This is a genomic window from Mucilaginibacter galii (genome assembly GCF_014635825.1).
Lineage (GTDB): Bacteria > Bacteroidota > Bacteroidia > Sphingobacteriales > Sphingobacteriaceae > Mucilaginibacter > Mucilaginibacter galii.
The window spans coordinates 26,305-44,038 of the sequence record NZ_BMDO01000018.1 but is presented as its reverse complement, the minus strand read 5'-3'; the positions used below and the strand labels follow the sequence as shown (position 1 = coordinate 44,038).

Genomic DNA, 17,734 nt, shown 5'->3' with positions numbered 1-17,734 from the left:
TACCCCTTTTCCTTCGATTTGGGAGTGCAAAAGTAGGTTTATTTTTTGCCCTCGCAAACATCTTATGCGATTTTCTGTTTACGGCAACGCAACTGCCTTATTGTCAAGGAGAATTGTTTTAATGAAGTTACTGTCTCTTGAGACGAATCTGCTCGTGAAGAGCATTTAAAACTTTAAAGCATCTGCAACAACTTCAATTAGTAATGAAAATTTGCATATCCACCCCTCAATAACGTCCTCCTATTCCTCAACATGAGCACGCAGAAGCTTCGGCGGTGCTGATTTTATAATGAAAGACTTGGATTTTAAACCATTTGCAGCAGCGGTAAAGATGATATCTCCACTGGTGCCGGTGGATTGTACTATTACTTGTGCCAAACCGCTGAACAATTTACGTTTCCATACCGGTGCGGGGTTGACTAACTGTATCAAACCCGGATCCATGTTAATAATGTCCCAACTATTTTGCTTGGTTAATGGCACTGCTATAATAGTGATCGTGTTTTTTCCAGGCTTAATTACCGTCTTATCTAATACGAACGTGTTCCCTTTTTTGCTATAGGCTGTATTAGCAGTAATTTGTTTACCATTAATATATATGGTTTGCTGCTTGCCAATGCTTCTGTAAAAAAACCGGATAGTGGCCTGATCTAAATTTTGCGGCAATTCAAAACTTCCGCGGTAGGCAAGAGCTTTCACGCTGGCGGCAAACTCTTTGTTCCTGTCCTGTTGAAACGCGGGACTAAAATCTGTTTCAGGATATGCAGCTATAGTTGCAGCAGGAATATCTATACTTTCAATGTTACGTTCGCGCAAATTATTGATACTGGCTGTACGGATAGTTTCGATATACTGATCAGGCTCATGACTGGTAGGATCGCCGTTACCTACGCCTATGATCTTACCCGGACCGGTTACAGAGAAACGCACTTCGTTATCAGCATCAGGAACATGCAGCTTATTTTTATCTTTTACATCTACAGTAAGTATAGCTACATCCCGATTATTTGCAATCAACGATGTTTTATCACTTTGCAAATCAACCTGTGTTGCACTACCTGTAGATTTTACAACATCACGAAGAAATATTTTACCATCTCTATAGCCTACGGCTTCCAGTTGCCCCGGTTGATAGGCTACCTGCCACTCTAAGTGACCGTTCACCGGCATGGACTTTTTGCCCAGACTTCTCTTATTTAAGAAGAGTTCTACCTCGGTGCAATTACTATAGGCCCAAACCGGTATCATTTGTCCTTCTTTACCCATCCAATTCCAGTGAGGTAAAAGGTGTAGCGTGGGTAAGTATGTCCACCAGGAACGCAGATAGTATACATTATCTTTTGGAAAACCGCACTGATCGAGCATGCCAAAGTACGAACCCGTGGAGGGCCATTGGTAAGGCGTGGGTTCGCCTCTATAATCGAAACCCGTCCATATAAACATACCGGCTAAGTATGGGCGTTGGGCATAGTGTTTCCAGCCGTCTTCTATGCTTACAAAATCCTGGTTAGGCCGGCGGTCGTACGCTGCAATTTGTTGTTTAGCTTTATCGGTAAAATATATACCTCGCGATGCATGGGTAGATCCTTCTTCGGTGCCCCAGCTCCGCTGTGACGGAAACTTGTGATGTTGCTCATCGGTGCTGCCGTGGGTTATGTAATTGTACCCCATAACATCAATAGTGGTTGATATGCCATTACCCCAGCCCCCACTCACAGCCGCAGTAACAAAACGGGTTGTATCGAGGCTTTTTACATACTGCTGCATAGTGGCCGCAATACGTGCACCGGTTATGTTGCCCTCTATCCCCCACTCTTCGTTACCTATCGACCAGCTTATTACACTCGGATGGTTCCTGTCGCGCATCATGAGGCGTTTCATATCGCCCAACTCGGTTGAGGCTGTGCCCATTAAGCGGTTTTCGTCAATAACCAACATTCCTAAGCGATCGCAAGCCTCTAATAACTCCGGCGTGGGCGGGTTGTGAGAGCAGCGGTAAGCGTTGGCACCCATAGATTTTAGCGCTTTAATCCTGAAATCCTGCAAAGCATCGGGCATGGCCGAGCCTACTCCCGCGTGATCCTGGTGGTTATTGGTGCCTTTTATTTTGATGTGCTTACCATTTAAAAAGAACCCCTCGTTAGCATCGAACCTTATGGTGCGAATGCCGAACGTAGTTTCATATTTATCCTCAATAATTCCGCCGCTGCTCACTTCCGTTAATACCTTATATAGATAGGGTTTTTCAATAGACCATAGTTGAGGGTTAGGAATAACAATTGAATCTGCAACTTCCTTGTTTTGGAGTGATGATAAATATACGGACTTACCCGTACTGCTGGCCACTGCTTTACCCTCAGCATTAACAACGGTTTGTTTAATGATAATCGATTGCCGGGCATTACCCTCATTGATAACATCAGCCTTAATTTTTACAACAGCCACACCGGGCCTAACCGTTGCAGTTACAAATGTGCCCTCCGTGGCCACATGCAGTAAATTGGTTTTGTTGAGCCATACATGGCGGTATATGCCTGCACCTTCGTAAAACCAACCTTCTTCCATAGTAGCATCGGCGCGTACGGCGATCACATTTTCGCCGCCATAGTTAAGGTAACTGCTGATGTTATATTCAAAACCAAGGTAGCCGCTGGCATTGGTGCCCAAATAATGCCCGTTAATCCAAACTATGGCATTACGGTACACGCCATCAAAAGCTACACTGATTTGCCGGCCCTCGTCTGAAGCCGGTATGGTGAATGTTTTGCGGTACCAGCCTATACTGGCATCAGGGAAATTGCGGCCTATGGCTTTAAAGCCGTGGCTATAACTGGCCTTTTCGCTAAATGGTTGCTCAACGGCCCAGTCGTGGGGCAGGTTTAGCTTGCGCCACGAACGGTCGTCGAAGTCGGCAGCGGCGGCACCGTCGCCATAACCGGTTTTAGCCAGGTAAGAAAAGTAGCCAGTGGCATTACCAAAATCCTTATTCGTATCAAACGGATGACCAAAGGCAAAACGCCAGCCAAAATCCATGAGTAAATGCTCGCGTGGTGGCACCTTGGTTTGCGCAGAAACTTTGAATGCAACAAGCACAAGTAAACCAATAAATATTGTTCGTAGGTATGGTGTTAACATAGGTAAAGCAGTAGCAATGAAGACTAAGATAGAATAAGGTAACAGGTAAGAACTGTTTACTAATTGATATACAATAATAAGTGATATGACCTCAACTTAATGGTATCTTTATATCATATCCTGATGTTTTTTTGCTTCCACCGGTCATACTTCAATATATACATCACCGGCTATAAGCGTAAATACAATTATAAATTACCTTTGCAGCGTTTTATCCTCAAACCAGTATGACTACTTCCATTTTAATAATTGACGATGAAAAAAAATTAAGCGGTTTGCTTTCGCGCATTATAGAACTGGAAGGATTTCAGGTGCACCAGGCTGCTACCGGAAAAGAAGGTATAAAGCTACTTATGCAGGAGGATGTGCTGGTGGTACTAAGCGACGTCAAACTCCCCGATGTTAACGGCATAGAGCTGGTTAAAGACATTAAAGCTAAGAAGCCTTATGTAGAGGTAATTAATTTAACTGCCTACGGCACCATTGCCGATGGCGTGAAAGCTATGCAAAACGGTGCCTTTAATTATATTACCAAAGGCGACGATAACGATAAGATTATCCCCTTAATATACCAGGCAGTTGATAAGGCTCAACTACAAAAACGCGTTTATGACCTGGAGAAGAAAGTGCAGAACAAATACAGCTTTGCGCAGATCATTGGCACTTCCAAGCCGGTTACCGATGCAGTAAGCCTTGCCCGCAAAGTAGCCGCTACCGATACCACCGTTTTGCTCCTGGGCGAAACAGGTACAGGCAAAGAAGTATTTGCCTCTGCTATCCACTATGAAAGCCAGCGCAGGTTGATGCCCTTTGTGGCTATTAATTGCAGCAGTTTTACGGCAGAATTATTGGAAAGCGAACTCTTCGGCTACAAAGCCGGAGCTTTCACCGGTGCGGTGAAAGACAAGAAAGGCCTTTTGGAAGAAGCGCAGCACGGCACCGTATTTTTAGATGAAATTGGTGAGGTAAGCATGGAACTGCAAGCCAAATTGCTGCGCGTTTTGGAAAGTAAAACTTTCATCAAGGTGGGCGACACACAAACCACCAAGGTAAACCTGCGTATCCTGGCCGCCACCAACCGCGACTTGCAGAAAGAAGCCGAGGCTGGCCGCTTCCGGTTAGATCTGTTTTACCGTTTATCGGTATTTACTATCAGCCTGCCTTCGTTAAATGAGCGTAAAGGCGATATTGAAGCACTGGCACAGTATTATTTAGATCAATTTGCCACCAAGGCAGGCAGGCGCCCAATGAAACTAACGCCCGATTTTATACGGCTGCTCAACCAGCACCAATGGAAAGGTAACATCCGCGAACTAAAGAACGTAATGGAACGCATCGTGATCTTGGCCGACGATGACACCCTTACCCCCGACCTGCTCCCGCCCGAATTTAACTACGTTAGCACAAATACCAACGCTTTAGACCTGGAAACGGTAGAGCGCCAGCATATTCAAAAGGTACTATCCCACACCCGTGGCAACAAAACCGAAACTGCCCGGTTGTTGGGCATTGGATTAACTACGTTGTATAGGAAGTTAGATGAGTATAAGTTAGGTTAATCGTCCCTTTGCGGCTTCCATTGTTATTTCCTTTAGATGGTGAGAAATCCTGTTCGGGAGGTTAGTACGTTTTGAACCTTGTTTTGTGCTAATAAACAAATTTCGTCTACTCAATTGCCGCAACGGCTGTTACTCTGTCATAGCCACAAAGTAACCAAAAGGCCTATCCAGCGCAATCCCTGCCTTTGCCCGTCGGCGCACCCGGCCGGGTGCGCCGACGGGCCCTCACTTCTTCTGAACGGTAGCGTTACTTAGTAAAGATTTTTGTGTTAATGCGTATTTCATTCCCTCCCTCGGGAGGGCAGGGAGGGGTTTAATGAAGCGGTTCACCAACAATACTTGTCAAACTCATGAAGGGTTTAATAAAGCTTTTCACTATGCAAGCGTATTAAACCCCTCCCTCCCATAACACCTTCCAGCCGCACACCTCCCTAAGGAGGGAATTATAAAAAAGCAATTAGCATAGCGGAAGCAGCTTGGTTATCGGTGTTTTCATCATGAAATAAGTAAAGCGGTTGCGGCCATTGCAGGTGAGTAAGACCATTAGAGCTAAATAAGTCCAATCAGCACACCTCCCCTTTCCAAAATGGAAACCAACCCTACCAAAATGGAAGGGTTTTCAATTCTACAAAAAAATAAAATATACACAACCAGTTAATTATCAAATATTTAACAACAAATAACCAAGAACGGCATCCAAATTGGCAATAGGGTTAAAAACAAATACTATGCTTACCCTTATGCTTTTTGCCGCTTTGCTTTTGCTCTGCTGGCTCATCTTTAAAACCATCGACTGGTTCGAAAAAATCTAAAAACTATGTTAGCGCTATTTATCATCTCTCTGGCAGTTTTTGCATACATGGTGTATGTACTGCTTAAACCCGAAAAATTTTAACCTTCTCAAACAATGAACACTGAACTATTAGGCATCATTGCATCTTTTGCCATTACGCTGATCATCGCCATTCCGCTGGGTAAGTACCTGGCCAAAATGTTTGCCGGTGAGCACGTATGGACAGATTTTATGAAGCCGCTCGAAAGAGGCATTTTTAAATTAGCCGGTATTAACCCTAAAGAGCCGATGAACTGGAAACAGTTTTTGAAGGCGATGATGGTGATCAATATTTTATGGCTGGCTTATGGCTTTTTTGTATTGATCTATCAGGATAAATTACCCCTGAACCCTGATGGTAACCCCGGCATGACGGCCGACCTGGCTTTTAACACCATTATTAGCTTTGTGGTGAACTGTAACTTACAGCATTACTCGGGCGAAAGCGGCCTTACATATTTAACGCAGCATTTCATCGTCATGTTTTTGCAGTTTACCAGTGCCGCTACAGGTATTGCAGCTGCTGTGGCCTTGTTTAAAGCATTCCGCGACAAAACCACTACCGATTTGGGTAACTTTTGGGATTTCTTTGTAAAAAGCATTACCCGCTTGTTATTACCCTTATCTATCGTAATAGCCCTAATACTTACTTTCAACGGCACACCATCAAGTTACGCCGGTAAAGACCAGTTTATTTCTATGCAGGGCGATATCGTAAATGTATCGCGCGGACCGGCTGCCCAAATGATTGCCATTAAACACTTAGGTACTAACGGTGGCGGCTGGTTTGGTGCCAACTCGGCCCACCCGCTCGAAAACCCTAACTATTTGACCAACATGGTCGAGATCGTATCGCAAATGATCGTCCCTATGGCTATGATATTGGCTTTCGGCATTTTCATCAGACGTAAAAAATTAGGCTTGGTCATATTCGGTGTAATGACGGTGGGTATGTTCATGCTCATGATTCCTACCATAACCAGCGAATTAGGCGGCAACCCTGCCATTGCCAAAATGGGAATAACACAAGCTACCGGCGCCATGGAAGGCAAAGAGGTACGCTTTGGCCCTACGGCTACCGCGTACTGGAGCACGCTGACTACCATCGTATCCACCGGATCGGTTAACGGTATGCACGATAGCACCATGCCGCTTACGGGCTTATGGCAACTGCTGGGCATGATGATCAACGGATTCTTTGGTGGTTGTGGTGTGGGTATTCTTAACTACTTTATATACCTCATTATAGCCGTATTTATATCGGGTTTAATGGTAGGTCGTACCCCCGAGTTTTTGGGCCACAAGGTAGAGGCCCGCGAAGTAAAGATTGCTGCAATTATAACGTTGCTAAGTCCGCTGTTAATTATGGCAGGCACCGCTATAGCCAGTTATGTATTTATGGCCCATGGCAATGCCGACTGGGCGGTTAAACCGGCCAACTGGTTAAATAACCCCGGTTACCATGGTTTTAGCGAAATGCTTTATGAAATGACCTCTGCTAATGCCAACAACGGTTCGGGATTTGAAGGCCTGGGCGATAATAACATATTTTGGAACGTAAGCACAGGTATCATATTGATATTGGGCAGGTTCCTACCAATTTTTGGACCGATAGCCATAGCAGGCTTGCTGGCACAAAAGAAATACGTACCCGAAAGTGCAGGCACATTGCGTGTAGATACTGTAACCTTTGGCCTCATGACCTTTGCAATTATACTGGTGTTAAACGCATTGTCTTATTTCCCTGCACTGGTACTTGGCCCAATTGCCGAATATTTTTCAATGATTAAATAACCCCCTCTAAGTCTCCCCCAAAAGGGGAGACTTAAGAAAAACTTTCATTAACTCTTTAAAAATACCTCCTTATAATGTCCTCCCCTTTGGGGAGGGTTGGGAGGGGTAACAATGAAATCTCAATCTAATAAATTATTTGAACCTGCGCTGGTACAATCTGCCTTAAAACAGTCGTTCATTAAACTTAACCCTAAAGTGATGATGCGCAACCCGGTAATGTTTACCGTGGAAATAGGCACCGCCATTATGCTGTATGTAACTATTTATAGCTTAACACATACAGGCCAGGGTACTTTTGTATATAACTTCTTCATCTTTTTAATACTGCTGCTCACCTTACTGTTTGCCAACTTTGCCGAAGCTATAGCCGAGGCTCGTGGTAAAGCACAAGCCGACAGTTTACGTAAAACCCGCGAAGACACACCTGCCAATGTGATTGACAGTGATGGCAACATAACTATAGTATCATCAAACCAATTAAAAAAGGGTGATATGTTTGTTTGTGAAGCTGGTGAAACCATCCCTACCGATGGTGAAATTGTGGAAGGTTTAGCAACGATTGATGAATCGGCCATTACAGGCGAATCGGCTCCGGTTATCCGCGAATCGGGTGGTGATAAATCATCCGTTACAGGTGGTACCAAAGTACTGTCTGACCGTATCAAAGTAATGGTGACCACACAACCGGGCGAAAGTTTTTTGGACAAGATGATTGCCCTGGTTGAAGGTGCGTCACGCCAGAAAACACCTAACGAAGTAGCTTTAACCATTTTGCTTGCCAGCTTTACTATCGTGTTTATTATAGTATGTGTAACCCTGAAGCCATTTGCAGATTATGCCCACACCCCTATTACAGTAGCCGCATTAATATCGTTGTTCGTATGTTTAATTCCCACCACCATAGGCGGTTTACTTTCGGCCATTGGTATTGCCGGTATGGACAGGGCCTTACGTGCCAACGTAATTACCAAAAGTGGTAAAGCCGTTGAAACCGCAGGAGATATTGACGTATTGCTGTTAGATAAAACCGGTACCATTACTATAGGTAACCGTAAAGCTACGCAGTTTTGGCCTGCACCGGGTGTATCGCCCGAAGATTTGGTTAAAGCCTGTGTACTGGCATCTTTAAGTGATGAAACGCCCGAAGGAAAATCAATTATTGAACTGGCGCAGCATGGCAACAACCGCATTTCTTTACAAGCACCGCAAGGTTCGCTGGCCATTAAATTTACCGCCGAAACCCGCTCAAGCGGTATTGATACCCCTGATGGGATGCGTATACGTAAAGGAGCATACGATTCTATGCGTAAACTGGCGCTTAATGCCGGCCATACCATGCAGGCTGCGGTTAAAGAACGTGTAGAAGCCATATCCTCAAACGGTGGTACCCCATTGGTGGTTACTCAAAACGAGGAGATTTTAGGTACCGTTGAATTACAGGATATTATTAAACCCGGCATTGCCGAACGTTTTGAGCGCCTGCGTAAAATGGGTGTTAAAACCGTAATGGTAACCGGCGATAACCCTTTAACAGCCAAGTTTATTGCCGAAAAGGCCGGTGTGGACGATTTTATAGCCGAGGCAAAGCCCGAAGATAAAATGAACTACATTAAACAGGAACAAGCCAGCGGTAAACTGGTAGCCATGATGGGCGACGGTACCAACGATGCCCCTGCCCTGGCCCAGGCCGATGTTGGCGTGGCTATGAACAGTGGTACCCAGGCCGCTAAAGAAGCCGGTAACATGGTGGATTTGGATAACGACCCTACCAAGCTCATTGAGATTGTGGAGATAGGCAAGCAGTTGTTGATTACCCGCGGTACACTAACCACCTTTAGTATTGCTAACGATGTGGCCAAGTATTTTGCCATTGTACCTGCCTTGTTTATTGCCTCTATCCCGGCGCTGCAAAGTATGAACATTATGCGCCTGCATAGCCCCGAAAGCGCTATCCTATCGGCCGTGATCTTTAACGCCATCATTATCCCGATGCTGATACCACTGGCCTTGAAAGGTGTAGAATACAAACCCATAGGCGCCACCGCCCTGCTACGCCGCAACCTGCTGCTATATGGCGTAGGTGGTGTAGTAGCCCCGTTTATTGGTATTAAATTGATTGATTTAGTGGTAGGGTTAATGGTGTAAGCCTCTCCCAACCCTCCCCGGGAGGGAGGGCTTTAAGCCACAGCATGTCAGTCTGAGCCTGTCGAAGACTTAGCAAAGCGTAGAATGCTTCGACAAGCTCAGCATGACAAACAAAAAAATAAACACTTAAAAACAAATGCTTCTTTAAAGCCCTCCCTCCCGGGGAGGGTTTGGGAGGGGCGACTTTTAATCATGAAAACATTAACACAGTCAATAAGACTAACCCTCGTACTCCTTGTACTTTTATGCGTAATATATCCCGTGCTAATTTCCTTTGCAGGCAAGCTCTCTAAAGGACAAGGCGACGGTGAAAAAGTAACCCTGAACGGAAAAACAGTAGGCTACGCCTTGCTGGGTCAAAAATTTGACAAGCCGCAATATTTCTGGAGCCGTCCGTCGGCTGTTGGTTATAATGCTGCCGGTTCGGCGGGTTCTAACAAAGGCCCAAGCAACCCCGATTATTTAAAAGATGTGCAAAGCCGCATAGATACCCTGTTGAAATACAACCCCGGCATCAAAAAAAGCGATATTCCCGCCGATATGGTTACTTCATCGGGTAGTGGTTTAGATCCGGCTATTTCACCACAGGGCGCCGCCATACAAATTAAACGCATTGCCGCCATCCGCAAAATCGACGAAAAACAAGTAGCCGACCTGGTAGCCGTCAACACACAAAAACCATTGTTAGGCTTATTCGGCCCATCAACCGTAAATGTGTTAGAACTGAATATAGCACTTGATAAGTTAAAGTAAGCCCCACCCCGGCCCTCCCCGGGAGGGAGGGAGATTGAAAATTTACCACCTGTCAGTTTGAGCCTGTCGAAGACTTAGCAAAGCGGCGATTGCTTCGACAAGCTCAGTATGACAAACAAAAAAACAAACACTTTATACAACATGCTTCTTAAAGCCCTCCCTCCCGGGGAGGGTTGGGAGGGGCTGACTATTACATTCCATGAAAACTCTACTACTCGCAGCCGCCCTTAGCTGCACCGCTATATTTACTCAAGCACAAACCTAAGACAGCACTAAAACAGGCAAGCTGACTATTACCGGCTACGCCGAACTTTACTACGGGTTCGATTTTAACCGCCCTGCAGATAATAACCGTCCCGGTTTTGTATACTCGCACAACCGCCATAACGAGGTAAATCTTAATTTAGGCTTTATTAAAGCCAATTATGATAATGGCATGCTGCGTGCCAACCTGGCCCTAATGGCCGGCACTTATGCCAACGCCAATTTAGCTGCCGAGCCCGGCGTTTTAAAAAATGTATTTGAAGCTAATGCGGGCATCAAGGTATCAAAAACAGCCAACCTGTGGTTAGATGCCGGTATCTTCTCCTCTCACATAGGTTTTGAAAGCGCCATCTCCAAAGACTGCTGGGTACTCACACGCAACATTGCGTCAGAAAACACGCCCTACTATGAATCGGGAGCCAAGTTAACCTACACCACTACCGATGGTAAACTTACCCTTACCGGTTTGTACTTGAACGGCTGGCAGCGTATCAATCGTCAAAATGCCAACAGCAAACCTGCCGGTGGTTTGCAGGTGTACTACAAACCTACCGATAAGATTACCCTGAACTACAGCAACTACCTGGGCACCGAAGGCGCCGATACGGTGAGGCTACGCCGTTTCTACAATAACTTTTACGGCATATTCCAGTTAACCAATAGCTTTGGAATTACTGCAGGTTTCGACTATGGCATACAGCAACAAGCCAAGGGTAGTAGCGATTACTACAATGTAATATCGCCGGTGGCCATAGCCCGCTACCAGTTTGCCAGCAAGTGGGCAGTAGCCGGACGGGTAGAATACTACAAGGATAAGAACGGCGTATTAATAGCCACCGGTACACCAAACGGTTTTAAAACCACAGGCTATTCCCTTAACCTCGACTATGCCCCCATACCTAATGCCCTGCTGCGTTTAGAAGGTAAAGTTTACGATAGTAAAGATGCGGTGTTCACACGTTTGGGTAATCCGGTTAATACTAATCCGCTCATCACGGCCAGCATGGCAGTATCATTTTAAGAGCGTTTTTTCAGGTGGTTCATGGTGTTTTGGCAGATTAATCCACCAGCTTCATGAGCCTCCTGAAAAAATTGAGGAAAAATGTAATTTTATGAAGAATTAGATAAAGTTTTTGAAGATGCCTGAAGAAGAACATAAAGATAATTCGGTTAAAACCTTCATAGAACTGGTTAAGAAATCCAGGCGCGGAAAGCTGAAGATCTACATTGGCATGAGTGCCGGTGTGGGCAAAAGCTACCGTATGTTGCAGGAGGCACATGCCTTGCAGCGTAATGGCATCAACATTCAGATTGGCTATATTGAAACCCATAACCGTGCCGAAACCCATGCCCTACTTGCCGGCTTACCCATAATTGCCCGCCGCAAAACCTTCTACAAAGGTAAGGAACTGGAAGAGATGGACTTACAAGGCATCTTAAACCGACACCCCGAGGTAGTTATTGTAGATGAACTGGCCCATACTAACATTGAGGGCAGCAAGAACAACAAGCGCTGGCAAGACGTATTTGACATTTTAGAGGCCGGTATAAGCGTTATTAGTGCTGTGAACATCCAGCATCTCGAAAGCCTGAACGAAGAAGTAGAAGATATTACTGGTATTGCCATTACGGAGCGCATTCCAGATAAAATACTGCAACTGGCCGACGAAATTGTAAACATTGACCTCACCGCCGATGAGTTGATAGACCGCCTGCGCGATGGTAAAATTTACGACAAAAGCAAAGTGGCACTTGCCTTACAAAATTTTTTTCAAAGCGATAAGATATTGCAGTTGAGGGAAATGGCGTTAAAAGAAGTAGCCCATCACCTGGAAAGAAAGATTGATATTGAGGTTCCCAAACAAATCAAACTGCGACCCGAAAAGTTCCTGGCCTGCATATCTTCTAACTCAGAAACAGCAAAGATCGTAATTCGTAAAACGGCTCGACTGGCATCCTATTACCGGTCGCCCTGGGTGGTTTTATATATACAAAGCAGCAGTGAAAGCCTTGATAAGATAAAGCTGGATAAACAGCGGCATTTAATTAATAACTTTAAACTCGCAACCGAACTGGGTGCCGAGGTGGTAAAATTGAAGAGCGACCAAATAACCCAAGCCATTATGCAGGTGGCCGAAGAGCGGGAAATAACCACCATATGCATTGGTAAGCCCCACCTGAGCTTATTCCAGGTAATTTTAAGAACCGCGGTATTTAACGAGTTGCTCCGAAAACTGGCAGCTACAGATACCGACTTAGTGATACTCTCATGAAAATTAAAACCAAGCTCCGATTAGGATTCGGCTTTTTATTCGTTGTCGTTCTGTTTTTTGGCGCTATAGCCATCTACTACATTCAGGAGATTTCCGAAAATGCCAAAGTTATCCTGAAAGACAATTACGAAACCCTGAGCTACACCCGCGAAATGCGTACCCTGCTCGATGAAAACGACTTGCCGCTTACACCATCCGTAGCAGCAAAGTTTAACGGACAGCTGCAAAAAGAAGAACGGAATATCACTGAAAAAGGTGAGCATGAGGCCGTTGCACTCCTAAGAAAAGCTTTTAACAAGCTTCAGCAACAACCAACCGCCATAGCAAATCAAAAGTTGGCCGAACGCGAGATACGCTCGCATTTGAGGCAAATTGAGCTATTAAATATGCAGGCCATTGTACGTAAAAATGATACGGCCAGGGCATCAGTGAACAAAGCCAGCCTTATCCTTGGCTTTGCGGGCACGTTCACATTTTTGGTACTTTTCAGCTTCAGTGTAAACTTTCCAGGCTTTATAGCTAATCCCTTACGCGCATTATTGGAAGGTATTAAGGAGATCAGCGAGAAAAATTATAGTAAGCGCCTGCATTTTGACCAGGGCGATGAGTTTGCCGAGGTAGCCGGTGCCTTTAACAACATGGCATCAAGATTGAACGAGTGGGAAAACAGCAATCTGGCTACCGTACTCTCCGAAAAGCGCCGCATTGAAACCATTATTGAACAAATGCAGGATGCTATTTTGGGAATCAACGAAAATGAGGAAGTGCTGTTTATGAACGATGCTGCACGCAAGGTACTCAACATAACCGAAGACAAAATAGTAGGACAAAACACACAGAAACTGGTGCAAAACAACGACCTGTTCAGGTCTATGATCGCTAACAGTTCGGCCATTAAGCCACTAAAAATTGTGCTGGATGGCAAAGAGCTGCACTTCCAGTTGCAAAGCAGGGATATACTTGTGCCTAATTTAGATAAGCAGGGCGAAGCTGTCAAGATAGCTACAAAATCTGCCGGTAAGGTTTATGTATTGCGTAATATTACCGAGTTTAAGGAGCGCGATGAAGCGAAGACTAATTTTATCGCTACGATATCGCATGAGTTGAAAACGCCTATATCTTCTATTAAAATGAGTTTGAAACTCTTAAACGATGAACGTGTAGGAAACATGAACACCGAGCAGCAGCAGTTAATTGCACATATTCAGGACGATAGCACCCGCTTGCTCAAGATCACCAGCGAATTACTGGAACTATCGCAAGTTGAAACCGGCAACATTCAGCTTAATTTCATCCCGGTAGAGCCAACCCAAATTTTGGAATATGCCTTGCAGTCGGTCAAATTTCAGGCAGATCAAAAGAATGTATATTTAGAAGTAGTTAAAGAAGATAACCTGCCAAACGTACAGGCAGATGTTGAGAAGACCGCTTGGGTACTGGTCAACTTTTTATCCAACGCGCTGCGCTACAGTTCGGAGAAATCTAAGATTGTTATCAGCCTAAAAGCTCGCAACGGGCATGTAGAGTTTTCTGTAAAAGATTTTGGGAAAGGCATCGACGAGCAATATCAGAAACGCCTGTTCGACAGGTATTTCCAAGTACCAACCGATGGGCAAAACAAGTCGGGCTCAGGCTTGGGTCTCGCCATATCTAAAGACTTTATTGAAGCACAGCAAGGTAAAATTTGGGTAGAAAGTGCTATTGGCGAAGGCAGCAAATTTGCTTTTGTACTTCCGGCAAGCAGTTAAATGTTATACAAAACTATAATGCATTCATTTAATCACTTTGTGTTATGGCAATAATTGTTTATTGTACATAATGCTCAATTTGACCCTCTTAAATATAAAAGAAAATAAGGGTTGTTCATATTATTGAAGGGCTAAAAAGCACAAAACCCCTTAAACTTGCGCTCAAGAGGCTTGTGCCATCCTAAAACCAACTAATCAGAACTATCTTGTTTTGGAAGAAACCAAATCGTTTAAGTATTTCTCGAGGCGTGTATAACCGTCTTTGTCAACCTTATTGGTGTCGGCATTGCTCTGAACACTAAGCTTATGCGTACTCTCCCAGGTATCAGGAATACCGTTACGGTTATTATCGGCCAGTGTTTTTGCGGAGGGCAATTCGCCCTGTCCACCGGCATCAACTTCCGATTTGAAGATCACGCCTTCTTTGCCCAAGCTTGAGAGGTAGCCTATAATACGGTTGTCAACCGCATCGCGCTGAAGTGAAGCACCCGCCTCGGCTAAAACCTTCTGGTAAGCTTGCGTTGCACTTTCAATTTTAACTCCCGTTAGAAAATTAGGCTTGCTGAGCATGGTAAGGCCACGCTTCACAAAGTCCGAATCAACGGTAAGGCGGCCATTTAACCTGCCATCTTTATTCATATCTACATAATTACCTTGATGATACACATGGTCTGTGGCGGTAAACATCCCTATAAAGGCATGTCCCGAGTTAGGTCCGGCTATGAAGTAATTATTAATAACGTCCTGGTAATGTGGCGCACCTGAATGTCCACCTACGAAACCGTTAACGCCCCAGTTATAAACCACATTATTAATGTATTCGATACCGGCCTTAGCTTTAGGATTGCGGCTTTGATTATCAATCCAAAGCGTATGATGTACGGTAATATTGGTAGGATTCTCGAACAAAGCCCCAAAGCGCTGAGGATCAACAGGCTCACCGATAAGGCAATACTGTAAGGTAATGTTTTTAGACTCTTTAATGTGCAAGTTATCCCACCTGCCCCACTCTACGCTTACATGGTCGAATATAACATCCTTACAATTATCTGCCACAACCGTACAGGCACCACGAGGCATATTAATGCTTCCCCGGAAGCGCATATAACGTATAATGCTGCTATCGGCAAAGGAAACGCCATTGCCGTATATCACAATGCCCTGACCCGGTGAGGTTTGCCCCGCTATAGTAATTTTGGGTGAGGCCGCTATTTTATCTTTGATGCGAATTACACCGGTTACATCGAAAACAATGATGCGGTTGGGTTGACTTACTGCATCGCGGAAAGAACCGTCGCCTTTATCATTTAAATTGGTAACATGGTATACCGAACCTCCCCTGCCCCCGGTGGCAAAACGGCCAAAACCCTCGGCCCCTGGAAATGCTAATTGCTGCGCATTAACTTGAGTAGATGACAAACCTAAGGTTGCAGCAACAAAGCAAATGGCATGAAATGCCTTCGCTTTGTGCTTTAAAAGTTGATTAAAATACATATTTATTGATAAAATCCTTATTAAAATAGGTTTTCTTACTATTTGAATGGCAGAAACCAATTGGCCTTGTTCATGAGCTTTGCGCGGACGGTTGCCGCTGCCGGATTGCCATCTTTCAGGAGTTTGTTATAAACCTTATCAGCCAAAAATGCAGGGTCGTTGCGGCGGTTGGCAATACGCATGAGGTCTTGCCAGCGGTTACCTTCAAAGGCCAGTTCCAGCGCGGCCTCATCTATGATCTTGTTTTCCATACCCAGCATGTCTTGTTGGAAAGTTACCGGCAACAAGGTGGTGCCTACCCTAGCGCGGATGCCCAGGTTACGGTGATACTTTCCTCTAATAGAGGGTGCATCCAGTTTGCGGGCATCAAAATCGTAAGGTGTGGGTTGTAGGGTAATTCTGCGCAACGTTGGGTCGGGTTGGTTAAGGTCATCATAAGCGCTTTTTATACCAGCGTTTACCAGCGCCCAGGCAATTTTGGTTTGCCCGTCGCGGTTGGCAGCTTCAGCATAACGCAGGTGCAGGGTTGCGGTGCGATACAAAAACCATTTACCGCTTTTTTCGAGGAGATTGATAGGCAGGCCGGTGGACGTGTTTAAGTAATTATACAAAAACTTCACAATTACCGGTTGGCCGTTAATGATCTTGTAGGAGGTATTTGGCCCTCTATAATCGAAAGGCGTGCCATCATTCTGCGCTTGCGCGTTCCAGTTGTCTATGGCAGTTTGCGAGGGTTTAACCAAATAGCTACCTCCCGAATTGGCAAACAGGTTCACAAATGGATTCTCTGGCGTAAATGCCTTATCAAATACCATAGACCAGATCCACTCGGTTTGGTACTCGCGGTCTTGTGGCGAGCGTGAGAATAATGCCTGCCAATTACTTACTGTAACGGCGTCATTATCGGTACCGCTATTTAGCGTGTAGGTATTAAAGTAATTGTAACTATCGCTTGGCCCAACCGGCGTCGAGGTTTCCAATACACGCTTGTAAACTACCGCGGCATTATGGTAGTCATTGTTCCACAGGTACAAATCGCCCAGGAGACAGTTTTTGTTGATGAAGAAAATTTTAGAGGGGTAGCCATCTATTTGGGTAACTAATGAATTTGCTGCCGGGTAAGGGTCTTTAAAAGGCAGTGCTTCCATAAAAGTAATCAGCGTTTTTACCAATGCATCAAGCGTTAAACGCGGATATTTACTGGCATCCCTTACATCGGCAGCATTGGTCAGGCTTTCGGTTACGTAAGGTACTTCTCCAAAATGCAGGCCTAACTGGAAGTATAACCAGGAACGTAGGGCAGCTACATCGCTCCAACGCTGGTTAAAGTCATTGGCGGTTAGCTTTTGGGTATCGTACATGATCTTCAGGTTCTTCATCACGTCGTTACAATTCAATATAACGGCGTAAAAAGGCTGCGGATCGGCAAATGAATTGCCTGCCTGCACGTTGTGCGTGTTGATCTGCTGTAATTCGGCACCGGCGTTGGGCGTTACCTCCATCAGGTCGGCACGCAGTTCGTTCATAATTTCGTACTGCTGGGCGAGGCCTAACAGCTTACCATAAATGCCCATGACCGCAGCATTCGCATCATATATATTCTGATAAACGTTTTTGTACTCTACCTGATTTTGAGGCTCAACATCGTACATATTTTTGCACGAGAACGAGCCGGATAGCAATACAGCCAGTGCAGCAGTTTTTATAACAGGTGATATTTTAAATTTCATGTTGTTC

Annotated in this window: 11 protein-coding genes; 8 read left to right on the top strand and 3 right to left on the bottom strand. The window is 45.0% G+C overall.

The window, feature by feature from the left end; genetic code table 11:
* Window positions 1–240 precede the first annotated feature (240 nt).
* On the bottom strand, window positions 241–3,093 hold the full coding sequence (gene galA / locus IEV61_RS20310) for a beta-galactosidase GalA (RefSeq protein WP_229747232.1): 2,853 nt from the start codon (window positions 3,091–3,093) through the stop codon (window positions 241–243).
* A 269-nt stretch (window positions 3,094–3,362) separates the two neighbouring features.
* Here galA and IEV61_RS20305 point away from each other — a divergent pair, with 269 nt between their 5' ends.
* The 8 genes from IEV61_RS20305 (at window position 3,363) to IEV61_RS20270 (ending at window position 14,503) form a co-directional block, all read left to right on the top strand.
* Window positions 3,363–4,694, top strand: a complete 1,332-nt coding sequence (locus IEV61_RS20305; RefSeq protein WP_188418943.1) for a sigma-54-dependent transcriptional regulator — start codon at window positions 3,363–3,365, stop codon at window positions 4,692–4,694.
* An 817-nt stretch (window positions 4,695–5,511) separates the two neighbouring features.
* Entirely contained in the window at window positions 5,512–5,589 is a 78-nt protein-coding gene (locus IEV61_RS20830; protein WP_188418949.1) for a potassium-transporting ATPase subunit F, read from the top strand.
* A gap of 12 nt (window positions 5,590–5,601) precedes the next feature.
* The gene (gene kdpA / locus IEV61_RS20295) at window positions 5,602–7,320 is read left to right on the top strand and encodes a potassium-transporting ATPase subunit KdpA (protein ID WP_188418942.1); all 1,719 of its coding nucleotides are present in this window, start codon (window positions 5,602–5,604) and stop codon (window positions 7,318–7,320) included.
* A 111-nt stretch (window positions 7,321–7,431) separates the two neighbouring features.
* Window positions 7,432–9,465 (top strand): potassium-transporting ATPase subunit KdpB, encoded by a 2,034-nt coding sequence (kdpB, locus tag IEV61_RS20290; RefSeq protein WP_188418940.1) that lies wholly within the window; start codon window positions 7,432–7,434, stop codon window positions 9,463–9,465.
* Window positions 9,466–9,657: 192 nt separating this feature from the next.
* Window positions 9,658–10,218, top strand: coding sequence for a K(+)-transporting ATPase subunit C (locus IEV61_RS20285; protein ID WP_188418938.1), 561 nt, complete (start codon window positions 9,658–9,660; stop codon window positions 10,216–10,218).
* A 286-nt stretch (window positions 10,219–10,504) separates the two neighbouring features.
* The gene (locus IEV61_RS20280) at window positions 10,505–11,503 is read left to right on the top strand and encodes a porin (RefSeq protein ID WP_188418948.1); all 999 of its coding nucleotides are present in this window, start codon (window positions 10,505–10,507) and stop codon (window positions 11,501–11,503) included.
* Between the two features lie 118 nt (window positions 11,504–11,621).
* Window positions 11,622–12,755 (top strand): sensor protein KdpD, encoded by a 1,134-nt coding sequence (locus tag IEV61_RS20275; RefSeq protein ID WP_188418937.1) that lies wholly within the window; start codon window positions 11,622–11,624, stop codon window positions 12,753–12,755.
* The gene (locus IEV61_RS20270; RefSeq protein WP_188418935.1) at window positions 12,752–14,503 is read left to right on the top strand and encodes a HAMP domain-containing sensor histidine kinase; all 1,752 of its coding nucleotides are present in this window, start codon (window positions 12,752–12,754) and stop codon (window positions 14,501–14,503) included. The genes IEV61_RS20275 and IEV61_RS20270 overlap by 4 nt, the downstream gene beginning before the upstream one ends.
* A 201-nt stretch (window positions 14,504–14,704) precedes the next feature.
* On the opposite strand, the gene IEV61_RS20265 is transcribed toward IEV61_RS20270, so the two are convergent.
* Together IEV61_RS20265 and IEV61_RS20260 are read right to left on the bottom strand one after the other, a co-directional pair.
* Window positions 14,705–15,997, bottom strand: a complete 1,293-nt coding sequence (locus IEV61_RS20265; RefSeq protein WP_229747231.1) for a pectate lyase family protein — start codon at window positions 15,995–15,997, stop codon at window positions 14,705–14,707.
* Window positions 15,998–16,035: 38 nt separating this feature from the next.
* The gene (locus IEV61_RS20260; protein WP_188418933.1) at window positions 16,036–17,727 is read right to left on the bottom strand and encodes a RagB/SusD family nutrient uptake outer membrane protein; all 1,692 of its coding nucleotides are present in this window, start codon (window positions 17,725–17,727) and stop codon (window positions 16,036–16,038) included.
* Window positions 17,728–17,734: the final 7 nt, after the last annotated feature.

Bases quoted from the DNA above. Each gene is read 5' to 3' on its own strand.
- IEV61_RS20305 (WP_188418943.1), top strand. From the start codon at position 3,363: ATGACTACTTCCATTTTAATAATTGACGATGAAAAAAAATTAAGCGGT.
- IEV61_RS20830 (WP_188418949.1), top strand. From the start codon at position 5,512: ATGTTAGCGCTATTTATCATCTCTCTGGCAGTTTTTGCATACATGGTG.
- kdpA (WP_188418942.1), top strand. From the start codon at position 5,602: ATGAACACTGAACTATTAGGCATCATTGCATCTTTTGCCATTACGCTG.
- kdpB (WP_188418940.1), top strand. From the start codon at position 7,432: ATGAAATCTCAATCTAATAAATTATTTGAACCTGCGCTGGTACAATCT.
- IEV61_RS20285 (WP_188418938.1), top strand. From the start codon at position 9,658: ATGAAAACATTAACACAGTCAATAAGACTAACCCTCGTACTCCTTGTA.
- IEV61_RS20275 (WP_188418937.1), top strand. From the start codon at position 11,622: ATGCCTGAAGAAGAACATAAAGATAATTCGGTTAAAACCTTCATAGAA.
- IEV61_RS20270 (WP_188418935.1), top strand. From the start codon at position 12,752: ATGAAAATTAAAACCAAGCTCCGATTAGGATTCGGCTTTTTATTCGTT.
- IEV61_RS20265 (WP_229747231.1), bottom strand. From the start codon at position 15,997: ATGTATTTTAATCAACTTTTAAAGCACAAAGCGAAGGCATTTCATGCC.
- IEV61_RS20260 (WP_188418933.1), bottom strand. From the start codon at position 17,727: ATGAAATTTAAAATATCACCTGTTATAAAAACTGCTGCACTGGCTGTA.